Source organism: Clostridium neonatale (assembly GCF_900465025.1).
GTDB classification, from domain to species: domain Bacteria; phylum Bacillota; class Clostridia; order Clostridiales; family Clostridiaceae; genus Clostridium; species Clostridium neonatale.
This window is the reverse complement of sequence record NZ_UICR01000001.1, coordinates 2,044,526-2,056,561: the sequence shown is the minus strand read 5'-3', so window position 1 is coordinate 2,056,561 and position 12,036 is coordinate 2,044,526. Positions and strand designations below refer to the sequence as shown.

The window sequence follows — 12,036 nt, the reverse complement described above, 5'->3', positions numbered from 1 at the left end:
AACTTTGTTATTCAAAATTAATGTAAACCTTTAAATAAAGTATGAAAATTTATCCACTTATAGCTAATTCATTTGCTGCTAATAAATTCCTACTTATTAAACATGCTATTTCTATTCTATCCTTAAATATATATTTATAAAAAGTTTCGTGATATCTATCAATTATCCACTGGTTATGAACATTTAACAATAACTTCTTTAATACATCCATTATATCATTATAAGAAATATAGTATTTATTAAATCTTTCTACTACATTTAAAAGTTTTTGATGAATCTCTAAAGTGTTATGTGTCTTGTCTACTTCTCCCAATCTAGATATGTATTCTGCATCTTCCATTATTTTAATATCATTTTTAACTTTATTTAAATTTACTAGTCCATCATATAAAACATTTATTACATATAAAAGCAAAAAAATCTCTCCTTACCTTCAAATCGTTTTCATACATTAACATAATTATACACTATTTATGTTACTTATTCTATATTTTTTTATAAAATCCTTCATAAAAAATTATTTATTAAAAGCTATCTCATAGAATAGTACCCATATAAATTCTTTTAAATACTTAATAACATATATTTATGCAAATATCCTGCTCATTATATACTTTTATTATTATGACACTTTTATCTAATTTAATATTCCATATAATTATGGAAACTTTTTTGTCATTTTATATTCTATATATCTCAAAATTCCCAACGTCATAAAAAAATAAATTCAATTAATTTTTTCTTGCAATTTTAAAATAAACGATGATATTCTAAAGTAGATTAATATATATTTAGAAATGATAAACATATGACAAAAGATATGACTACTGGCAATCCAGTTAAACTAATTTTATTCTTCTCAATTCCTCTGCTTATAGGAAATGTTTTTCAACAATTTTATAGTATGGTTGACACCATAATAGTTGGCAGATATGTAGAAGTACAAGCACTTGCTGCTGTAGGTGTTACTGGTTCTCTTTCATTTCTTATTCTTGGATTTACTTTTGGACTAACAGGTGGATTTTCAGTCATTATTGCACAACGTTTTGGTGCTAATGATGAGGATGGACTTAGAAAGTCTGTTGCTACATCAACTATTCTAAGCATTATATCAACTATTATAATTACACTTGCTAGTATGTTATCTGCAAAACCTGTACTTTCACTTATGAATACACCAGACGATATTATAAATGATGCTACAATATACATAATTATAATTTATGCTGGTACTTGTGCGACTGTATTTTATAATATGATTGCCGGAATATTAAGATCTCTTGGTGATTCTAAGACACCTTTATATTTTCTTATTCTATCTTCAATTTTAAATATTATATTGGACTTATTTTTCATATTAAATTTTAATATGGGGGTAAGAGGAGCTGCTTATGCAACTGTAATTGCTCAAGGAATTTCTGATATCTTATGCCTAATATATGCATTAAAAAAATATCCGATTTTAAGATTAAAAAAGAAGATTGGATATGGGATAAAAATTTTGCTTTAAAACACCTTAATGTGGGTATTCCTATGGCTCTTCAATTTTCAATTACAGCAACTGGAGTAATGGTTCTTCAAACTGCATTGAATGCCTTTGGATCTACTGTTATCGCAGCATACACAGCTGCATCTAAAGTTGAGCAAATAGTTACTCAGCCCGGTATATCATTTGGAACTACCATGGCTACATATTGTGGTCAAAATCTTGGAGCCGGTAAATATGATCGTATTAAAGAAGGCGTAAAAAAAGGTTCTATCATAACTATAATGGTTAGTATAATTGCTGCTGTAGTATTATTTGTATTCGGTAAATCATTAAGCACATTATTTATAAGCAGTGACCAAATTGAAGCACTTAATTACAGTAAGCAGTATCTTAATACTGTCGCTGCCTTTCTTCCTATTCTTGGAATGTTATTTATATATAGAAACTCACTTCAAGGAATTGGTGATGCATTTATACCAATGATGGCTGGTGTTGCAGAACTTGTTGCAAGGGTTATTGTAGCATTTACTTTGCCTGCATTTATAGGCTATATTGGTATATGTCTTGCTAGCCCTTTTGCATGGATTGGTGCAACCATTCCAATGGCAATCAAGTATAGAATTTTAATTAAAAGAATGCTAATAGAAAAAACTGAATAAATTACAGCTAAAAAAATTACCTTAGAGTTCTTCCTAAGGTAATTTCTTATATTTTCTTTAAAGTTTTAAAAAACTCATATCCTTTACCAATCCGGATTTGGAAATATCCTCATCAAAACCTCTTTATTTCCATCATTGTTTGACAAATAATTATATCCTTCATCATAATCTACAAGCTCATATCCATCAATCTCATCATTATAATTAGTTCCTTTTCCATATTTAGTTGAAATAACTTTATCACTTTTATTACTCATACTAAACTCTCCTTTATTACTAAATATAATAATAAGAGTTTCTCCAAGAAAAATAATCTTATTCTTTTATTTTTTTAATCAAGTCCATCATTTTCAACTATATCAAAAAATTTTTTTAATTCCTCTGCTGATACCTCTATATCATGCTTATTCTGTTTATCTAATGTTTCCTCAAAGTCTCTTAAATACATATCAATAGTACGTCTTGCCTCTCCAAAGCTTTCTTCATAGAGTCTTTCACCTTTTGCAAGTAAAAGTTTATTTTCTTCTTTATCTCTTGGATGTATTTTGAGATAACTTAACTCTTTAAGTCTTTCTTCAATTTCTTCTTCACTCATGGCGCCTTCATTTTTTTGTATTACAATTCGTTTTTTTAACTTTGTTGAAACTACTGTTACTTCTACTTCAAGTATTGAATTAATATCATAAGTATAAGTAACATCAACTGCTTCTCTTCCTGCTGGACCTTTTGGAACATCTATATTTAATTCACCAAGGAAAAGATTATTTTTAGCGAAACGACTTTCACCTTGAAGTATTTCTATGTTAATAGATGGCTGATTATCATATGTTGTATATAACCTCTCAGTTTTACTTACTGGAATAACTGTGTTTCTTTCTATTATTGGATAAAAGTGACCTGATTCATAAGAATCATCCTCCCTTCTTAATGAAACATTAGTTCCAAGTGTATATGAACACACATCAGTAAGTACAATTTCCTTTATTGCTTCATTTCTTTCCTTCATTGCTCCATGAATAGCAACGCCAAGTGCCACAGCTTCATCTGGATTTATATTAGTATTTGGCAATCTTCCAAATAGCTTGCCTACAAAGTTTCTAACAATTGATGACTTCGTAGCACCACCAACTAATATTATTTCATCTATTTCTCTAACCTTTATTGCAGCATCTTTTAGTACTCTTTCAATAGGTTTTCTTATTTTTGCCAAAAGAAGCTGACAATTCTTTTCATACTCTTCAATGAAAAATTCTTGTTCAATTAATTCTCCATTAATCTTACATTTCATAATAACATTTTTACTATTCGAGAATTCCTGCTTACAGAGTTCAGCCTGCTTTCTTACATGCTCAATAATTTTAGTATCAAATGAATTACATTTTATTTTTTTAGAATTGAAAAACATATTAACTAAAATTTCAGTAAAATCTTCTCCACCTAAGAAATTATCTCCTGCAACTGCTCTTACTTCCATAATATTTTTATACAGTTCTAAAATAGATATATCAAATGTACCTCCACCAAGATCAAATACTAAAAACCTAGTATTTAAATTTTCATTATGAAGTCCATAAGCAATGGAAGCTGCTGTTGGTTCATTTATCATCCTTTCGACTTTTAAACCTGCAAGTTTTCCAGCTCTTTGAGTTGCTTTTCTTTGTGCATCATTAAAATATGCTGGTACACTTATAACAGCTTCATTTATTGTTTGTCCTAAATATTCTTCTGCATCTTCTTTTAAAGAACGGAGAACAAATGAAGATAGCTCTTCTGCTGAGAATTCTTCTTCTCCAAGATGGAATTTCTTGTCTGTTCCCATACTTCTTTTAAATATATCTGCAGTTAAATTCGGATGAGTAATTTTTCTTTCCTTTGCTATTTTTCCTACATATATTTCTCCATTTTCTTCATTTATGCTGACTACAGAAGGAGTGAGATTATCTCCAAGCCTATTAGGTATAATAACTGGGCCACCTTCTGTAAAGTATGATACTAAACTATTTGTAGTACCAAGATCAATTCCTATAATCATATAACCCTCCAAATACTAAATAAAAGTTTTAGTCAATATTTAAAATTTTTTTTATTCTTTCTAAAGCTTCAACATGTTCTTCCAAATTATCTCGTATATCATATGCTTTTTTATAATACTTATAGGCCGTTTCATAATCTTTTTCATTCTCATACATTTCACCTAATATATAATACGCTTCATAGCATCCATCAAAATCGCAATTATTACATGGCTTTTCAATAGCTTTATTCAAATAAAAAACGGCTTCTTTATGCTTATTCAGCTCCATATAGCATCTTCCTATTTCACAAACATCAAATGATGAATCTCTATTCCTATCCATGTACAGCTTTAAAGCTTTTTTATAATAAATACGTGCTTTTATTTTCTGCTTTTTATATTTATATGCTCCTGCTAAACATATATAATTTAATGGATTATTATCATTTATTTTTATCTGCTTTAAATAATATGCAATTGCAGTATCATAATGATTTTTTCTTTCATAAGCATTTCCAATCTGTCTATATTCAAAACTATGATTAGGATTTAATTTTATTACCTTTTCATACCATATAATAGCATTATCATATTCTTGAAGTGCTTTATATGCATCACCTATTTCATCATAAAAATCTTCTTTATCTGCATCATTTAGCTTAGCTCCTTCAATATATACTTCTATTGCTTCTTCATATTTTCTCATAGCCATAAGAGTTTTTGCTTTATTATAATACAGACTTGGCTCATTTTCTAATTTGCATATTCCTTCATCGTAATATTTTATTGCATTATCAAATTCTTTTATGTTCTTATATGATTTTCCAATATTATTATAAAATTGAACATAAACATCATCATCCATTACTTCAATTGCTTTTATAAAATATTGAATTGCCTTTTCAAATTCGCCTCTATCCTTATAAATAACTCCAATGTTATTGTAAGCATGTGGATTTTTAGGATCTATTTTTATTGTCTCTTCATAGTCTTTAACTGCTTCATCTTCTCTATCTATTTTTTTATAAAGAAGTCCACGATTAATTAAATAATATGGTTCCTTTTTTACTTCTATTTGTTTATTATAATATTCTAAAGCCTTATCATATTCATGTAATTCTTCATAGATTTCTCCAATTTCATTATTAACATACTCATGTTTAGAATCTATTTCTAGAACCTTCTTATATTCAGTTATACTTTTTTCTTTGTCATTCTGAATTCTATAAATTTCAGCTTTTCTTAAATAAGAGAATATGTCTTCTGGAGCTCTATCTATTGCATAATCATAATCTTTAATTGCTTTATCATATTCCTTTAATTCTTTATAAATATATCCCCTGCAATAATAAAACTTTAATTTTCTTTTATCTATATCAAAAGACTTATTTATATATGATAAAGCTGTTTTATAATCACGTCTATCACAATAAATCAATGATAATTCATAATATACTTCATCAGCAATATTACATACATCATCATTTTCCTTAATTGAATTTAAAATATTTATAGCTATTTCTTCTGATTCATCTAATTTTTTCATGCTGTTTATTGTCTTCAATTTATATAAATTTATTTTATCGTCTACAACGCCTTGTTTTTCTACTTCTTCATATATTTCCAGTATTCTTTCATATTCTGAATGCTCATAATAAATTTCCATTTCTAAAGCATACGCTTCTGAATTATATGGATATATATTTATTGCTTCTTCTAAAGAATCTAAAGCATCTCTATGATAGCCAAGTTCATACAGTGATTCTGCTTTGTTCATATGGAATTTAACATTGGAATTATCTAGTTCTAATGCTTCTTCACTAATTTTTAAAGCTTCTTCAAACTTTTTTAGCTTATTTAATGAATATGATTTTATATATAAGCTTCCTATATTCTTATTATTGATTTCTAAACAATTACTGCAAATTTTAATTGCTTCTTCATATTTTTCCAACTTCATAAGAATTCTAGCTTTTTCGCAATAGATATATTCAAGTTGTCTATTATTATCTCTCTCTTCCGAATTTCTTGTATCTATTTTTTCACACCACATATTAAAATAATTCAATGCTTTTGAGTACTCTTCTAAAGAAGAATATGTTCTTCCCATTAAATCAAAATATTGGCTTTGATTTTCTTCATCACAATCTATCTCTTTTGATAATTCCAATATTTCATCATATCTATAGTTTTCATAAAGACACCATGCTATATTAAATTTTTCAGATAGAGATTTTTCTTCATGACTCTCTTTATACTGATCTATAAGTTTGTCGTTAGTTTCAGCTATCTTTCTTCTAACATAATCATCATATGAATTTCTTCTCATAAGATTTAAGTATAGATCTTTAGCTTTATCTAATTCATCTAGTTCTAAGTAGCAGTCAGCTAGTCCACAAATTGAATTATAGTCCTCTGGTAAAATTTCAAGCACTTTTTCATACAATAATTTTGCTTCATTCACATTCTTTTCGATCCATTCAACTTCTGCCATAGAATACATAACATCTGGTTCATTTGCGTATTCTTCAATTAATCTTTCACTTATGCTTCGTGCATTTTCAATATCATTGTTACTGATAAAATATCTTATTTTTAAAACCTCTAGTGATGGATGAAATATATTTAATTGTTCAATATTATCTAAAGATTTTTTAGCTTCATCTAAGTTTCTTTCATTTAATTCCCTTCTTATTTTATAATAAGATTCTATCCATTGATCATAATTTTTATTGTCATCAATATTTTCAAATAATTCATAATTTAATACATCAATATATTTTATTCTATTATCCACATAATCTATAAATTCATATGGAAACTTTTCATATAATTCTTCCTTTTGCTCTGTCCATTCAAAATAATTATTTAATAAAATCCATATCTTTTGTGGAAATCTGAAATTATCCATTAAAAATTCTAGAAGCTTTTCACTTGCATCTTCTTTAGTATCAATCCCATAACATACATCTTCGTTTAAAAGATTTTTCCATGCTTCTTCATTTATTCTTAGAGAAAATTTATCATAAACTTCATTTACTTTTTTAATCCAGATTCCAATCGGTGTATTATCTTCATCTATTACTTCATCTTTATCTGCTTCTTTCAAAGCTTCCTCATAAGATCTTCTTAAAAGTTTAAATCCTTCTTCATCATCTTCTGGATGCACAACAGAAAGTTTATTTAAATATGCTTTTTTTATTTCATCTTTGTTCTTTGTTGGGTTAATGTTTAATATACCCCAAATATTCATTGCTCCTCCTATATGACTTTTAAAATTATAGATTATGTTATGTGATTATATAGTATTATTTAAAAAGGCCTATACTTATCACTAATTCTCATACCTACTCCTATTGCTCTAAAATTGCTTAATTGCTTATTTTCTTTTAACACTTTTTCTATAGCATCATAAGTAGCACTTAAACATATTATTTTTTTTATACTTTCTTTTGTTATTTTTCTATTATATAAATTTTCAGATACGCTTTCATAAATATTATAGTAACTTGTAAATTGATTTTTATATACCTCTATATTTCTATCATTATTTATGAACATAATTTTATCAATATATTTTCCTTCTGAAAAAATCAATTCACATAGTATTTCTGGAATAAAAATTTTCAATTCAAAAGCAAGATTTTCATCATTTGTTATTTTACTTATGTCTTTTAGCATATTATCAAATTTTTCTTTGCTATCACAATTTGCAATTATCTCTATTGCTTTATTAGAAAAATTAATTATATCATCTTTACTATAAGGCACCTTTTTATAAGTTTCATCACTTTGTTTTATTATAAAGAACTGTTTTAATGATATAAAATTTCCAGAAAAATCAATAGATTCTGCAAGATTTCTTAGGTCATTTGTGATTTCTAAATTTAAAGTTCCTTTAATTCTACATTCACATATATAATTATTATCGGATGTTTTACAAATAAATATCTTCACCCAATTATATTTCTTATTTCCTAATCTCTTTTTTAATTTCCCTCCAAATATTTCCCAGAAATCTGTTATGTTTGTTTTTATGCTATCCCCCATACACTGTAGATCACTTTTAGTTAAATTCCACTTCTTACTTTCAAAAAAATGTGTTTCAAAAGTTTCAGAATATCTGTTATTCATACTATCAATAAATGTTAAAAGACAGCTTAATGCAAAATTAACTGAACATTGTTTTAATGCCTCTTCTTCACTTTTACCAATTCCTGCTGTAGACTCTATAAACACATCATTAAATTCTCCATTATTAATTGAAAAAATCAACTCTGCCATCACAAAATCCTTTTCAGTCTTAATACTTACAATTTCAGTTGTTACTATTAAATCAATTTCTTTTATAAATAATTTATTATCAAGAATTTCACCGTTATTAACCACTTTTTGTAATGATTCTAATACTATTTGTTCATTTGTTAATTTATTGTTCATAAAGCTCCTCCTATTTCTTTTCTCTTTCATTTGCTTAAGGTTATCATTGTATTTTTTCTATATGAATATATTATACTAAATGGAAAAAATTTTATATAATCAAAAATAATACCTTATAATTTAATTACTTTCGTTAAATCTATACATTATTGATAAATTAAATAAAAAAACATACTATTTTAATCCATATAAGAAAATATACTTCTTCTTGTAAATATGATAAAATATATTTCATTACTTAACAGTATGAAAATTGGAGGAAACAATATGCAATGGATAAATGATATAAAAAATTACACCCCATATAACGAACAAGAAGAAACAGATAAAAGACTTATATTGCAGTGTTTAGATATTTATGATAATTTGCTTAGCAGAGAAAATGTACTTGCACATATAACAAGCTCTGGATATATAATAAATGAATCTAAAAATAAAGTTCTTATGGTGCATCATAATATTTATAAAACATGGTCTTGGACTGGTGGACACGCTGATAATGATTCTGATCTACTTTATGTTTCCATTAAAGAAGCAAAAGAGGAAACAGGAATTCAAAATATAAAACCACTTTCTAAAAATATATTTTCTCTAGATGTATTGCCAGTAATTGGTCATATAAAAAATAATAAATATGTTTCTGCTCATTTACATTTATCTGTAGCGTATTTACTTGAGGCTGATGAACGTGATGAATTATTCATAAAAGCTGATGAAAATAGCGGTGTTAAATGGATTCCAATAGATAAAATACATGAGTATTCTAACGAGCCTGATATGGTAAAGCTTTATTGCAAATTTAATGAAAAACTTAAGTTCTTTTAATCAAAATAAATAAGGATATCGTTTATCCTTATCGATACCCTTATTTATTCTTTAATTACTTTATTAAAGAATAATTAATTTCTTAAAATACCATACATCTTTCCTATCTCTTTACCTTTAAAATTATCAAAATCAAATGATATTTTATTGTTTAGCTTTCGATTACTAAAAATTATGACTAGGGTTTTCACGAACTTTATTGATCGCCTTTGTTACCTGAATTATTATATCAGTTTCAAACTGATTTTCAGAATTAGCTAGCTTCGCCATAACTCTTCCTTTTTCAGTAGCTACATAATATGGCTTTAAATTATTTAAAGATAATGCAAAAATATCTCTTTTGCACTTTTCACATCTACAGCCGTTATCTTTTTTCAAAAGTTCTTCCATACAATCTCTTACCCAGTTTTCCATATAATTAGTGACTTCTTCCATTTTTTATCTATTTCCCCTTCATTTTCTATTATCCTATAAATATTATACAATATAAATTACTTTATGCAAAACACTTTTTATTTTTAATTATTTTCTACCATATTAAGAACTTTTCGAGCCTTCGGGACAACATAATGACTTGATCCCTTTTCTTTAACATCTTCAATCATAGTTAATACTATTATATTGTTATTTTTATCGTCATTAACTGTCATACCTATAAACCACCCTAATTCTGTTCCCATATTATCCTTTTGAGAATTTTTTATTTCTGCTGTTCCTGTCTTGCCTGCTATTTTTTTACCTTTTGTGTATACTTCATGTCCTGTCCCATTTATATTTTCAACAACTTGAACTAAATCATTTAATACCATATGTGCATTTTCTTTTGAAGTAACATTCTTTTTCCATATTGCTCCTTTATTATTGTCATTATAAATTAAACATGGATTTAATATATTTCCATCATTGTAGAATAAGGTATACATTGAAGCAAGTTGTACAGGATTCATTAATATTTCTCCCTGACCATATCCACTATCAGCTAATTGGACTTCTGTATTAAATTCATTATTTGATGATATTTGTGAATTAAATAATGGATATTCAAATTTTATTTTTTCTCCTATTCCAAATTCATTTAATCTTTTCTTAAAATCATCTTTTCCTATTTCTAACGCAATTTGTCCAAAATATATATTATCAGAATATATAAGTGCATTTAAAAGATTATTTTTTCCCTCATATTCCTTTACTCTTGTTATATAATAATTTCCCCAACTACTATCTTTTTGCCATGATATTCCTTTGATACTTCTATCTTTATTTGAATCTAGTTTTTTAGTATCTAAACCTATAAGCGCAGTAAATGGTTTAAAGCATGATCCTGGCGCAAATGTAGCTTGAAATCTATTAAATAATGGTTTATTTTTGTCCGAATTTATAGTATCCCATTTTTCCTTAGATAAACCTAATATAAAATCATTTGGATCATAACTTGGAGTACTTACCAGTGCTAAAACCTCTCCATTAGCTGGATTTAATATAACTGATGCTCCATTATCTTGTCTAAGTTCTTCGTACATAGTTTCTTGTAATTTAATATCAATAGTTAGTTTTAAATCTTTTCCATTAATTTGTGGCGTATATGATAGAGATTTCTTCTTTATATGATCCTTTGTTTCTATATATATATCATATCCATTAATCCCATGAAGTTTTTCTTCATATATTTTTTCAAGTCCACTTTTTCCTATCTCCGAATTTGAATCATACCCATTATCGTTGTTATTTTCTAATTCTTCACTGCTTATGTTTTGAACATATCCTGTTAAATGAGCACATTTCATTCCATATGGATATATTCTTCCCTCTTCTTCTTTGATCATAACTCCTTTTATTTTTGATAATAATTGAGCTCTTTTATCATCTTTACTGATTAGTTTAACTGGTATAAACATATCATCCTTTACATATGAGTGATTAAGTTTATTTTGTATATAATCATGATCCATTTCTAATATACTTGCAATTTCATTTATTGAATTTTTATTATTTTTTTTAATTTCTCCAGGCACAATTCCTACATTAAGTATATATCCATCTGTAGCTAATTTTTCATTATTTCTATCTAAAATATCTCCTCTTTTTGCTCTAAGAGTATCCACCATTAATTTATCGGAATCATTCAATTCTGGGAAAATGCAATTAGAATTCCAATTTATCACATAGCCTTTATCATATTCTTTATTTAACTCTACACTATTTTCAAACTTCATTTTTCCACATATTGTATCCATTATATTTTCATACTTTATAGTTACCATATCATTTTTTTTAATTATCTCTTCAATATTTATCTTAATATCTTTTGCATGAATGCCTTCATAAATATTTTTATTTCTTGAAATGAATGTCTCTTTATCAAATTCAGCTTTACTTTGAACTGATATCATATTGTACATATTCTCATATTCTTTATTATTTAAACATTCTATATAATTTAATAATGTTTCCTTTGGTTGGTTGTTTTCAGTATAAACATATCTACTTATTAAAACTATCCATATAAATAAAATAATACCTGTAGCTATTATTGTTATTAATTTTTTAGATTTTCTCATCAATCGTCCTCTTCTTTTCCATATATTTACATTAATTATACATTTTATTTT

At 26.4% G+C, this 12,036-nt stretch carries 8 protein-coding genes and 1 pseudogene; 2 read left to right on the top strand and 7 right to left on the bottom strand.

From position 1 onward, the window contains the following. Positions 1 to 49: 49 nt before the first annotated feature. Positions 50 to 415 carry a hypothetical protein gene (locus CNEONATNEC86_RS09555; protein WP_125149022.1) on the bottom strand — a complete coding sequence of 122 codons (366 nt, stop codon included), beginning with the start codon at positions 413 to 415 and terminating at the stop codon, positions 50 to 52. A 393-nt stretch (positions 416 to 808) separates the two neighbouring features. On the opposite strand from CNEONATNEC86_RS09555, the pseudogene CNEONATNEC86_RS09550 reads away from it, so the two are divergent. Further along, positions 809 to 2,148 (top strand): annotated as a pseudogene (locus tag CNEONATNEC86_RS09550) (MATE family efflux transporter). Positions 2,149 to 2,231: 83 nt separating this feature from the next. Here CNEONATNEC86_RS09550 and CNEONATNEC86_RS09545 read toward each other — a convergent pair. From CNEONATNEC86_RS09545 to CNEONATNEC86_RS09530, 4 genes are all read right to left on the bottom strand, one after another. Continuing rightward, on the bottom strand, positions 2,232 to 2,405 hold the full coding sequence (locus CNEONATNEC86_RS09545) for a hypothetical protein (RefSeq protein WP_159116142.1): 174 nt from the start codon (positions 2,403 to 2,405) through the stop codon (positions 2,232 to 2,234). 74 nt (positions 2,406 to 2,479) lie between these two features. Continuing rightward, entirely contained in the window at positions 2,480 to 4,180 is a 1,701-nt protein-coding gene (locus CNEONATNEC86_RS09540; protein ID WP_159135884.1) for a molecular chaperone HscC, read from the bottom strand. Between the two features lie 28 nt (positions 4,181 to 4,208). Then, entirely contained in the window at positions 4,209 to 7,415 is a 3,207-nt protein-coding gene (locus tag CNEONATNEC86_RS09535; protein ID WP_159135883.1) for a J domain-containing protein, read from the bottom strand. Between the two features lie 59 nt (positions 7,416 to 7,474). Further along, the gene (locus tag CNEONATNEC86_RS09530; RefSeq protein WP_159135882.1) at positions 7,475 to 8,602 is read right to left on the bottom strand and encodes a DUF6348 family protein; all 1,128 of its coding nucleotides are present in this window, start codon (positions 8,600 to 8,602) and stop codon (positions 7,475 to 7,477) included. Positions 8,603 to 8,869: 267 nt separating this feature from the next. Between CNEONATNEC86_RS09530 and CNEONATNEC86_RS09525 the strand changes: the two genes are divergently transcribed. After that, complete coding sequence (locus tag CNEONATNEC86_RS09525) at positions 8,870 to 9,427, top strand: NUDIX hydrolase (protein ID WP_159135881.1); 558 nt, start codon at positions 8,870 to 8,872, stop codon at positions 9,425 to 9,427. Between the two features lie 165 nt (positions 9,428 to 9,592). Here CNEONATNEC86_RS09525 and CNEONATNEC86_RS09520 read toward each other — a convergent pair whose 3' ends face one another. Both CNEONATNEC86_RS09520 and CNEONATNEC86_RS09515 read right to left on the bottom strand, forming a co-directional pair. Next, complete coding sequence (locus CNEONATNEC86_RS09520) at positions 9,593 to 9,862, bottom strand: late competence development ComFB family protein (protein ID WP_058294996.1); 270 nt, start codon at positions 9,860 to 9,862, stop codon at positions 9,593 to 9,595. 83 nt (positions 9,863 to 9,945) lie between these two features. After that, positions 9,946 to 11,985, bottom strand: coding sequence for a penicillin-binding transpeptidase domain-containing protein (locus CNEONATNEC86_RS09515; protein WP_159135880.1), 2,040 nt, complete (start codon positions 11,983 to 11,985; stop codon positions 9,946 to 9,948). Between the last annotated feature and the right edge of the window lie 51 nt (positions 11,986 to 12,036).

Coding starts and splice junctions, on each gene's coding strand:
- CNEONATNEC86_RS09545 (WP_159116142.1), bottom strand. CDS start 2,405: ATGAGTAATAAAAGTGATAAAGTTATTTCAACTAAATATGGAAAAGGA.
- CNEONATNEC86_RS09540 (WP_159135884.1), bottom strand. CDS start 4,180: ATGATTATAGGAATTGATCTTGGTACTACAAATAGTTTAGTATCATAC.
- CNEONATNEC86_RS09535 (WP_159135883.1), bottom strand. CDS start 7,415: ATGAATATTTGGGGTATATTAAACATTAACCCAACAAAGAACAAAGAT.
- CNEONATNEC86_RS09530 (WP_159135882.1), bottom strand. CDS start 8,602: ATGAACAATAAATTAACAAATGAACAAATAGTATTAGAATCATTACAA.
- CNEONATNEC86_RS09525 (WP_159135881.1), top strand. CDS start 8,870: ATGCAATGGATAAATGATATAAAAAATTACACCCCATATAACGAACAA.
- CNEONATNEC86_RS09520 (WP_058294996.1), bottom strand. CDS start 9,862: ATGGAAGAAGTCACTAATTATATGGAAAACTGGGTAAGAGATTGTATG.
- CNEONATNEC86_RS09515 (WP_159135880.1), bottom strand. CDS start 11,985: ATGAGAAAATCTAAAAAATTAATAACAATAATAGCTACAGGTATTATT.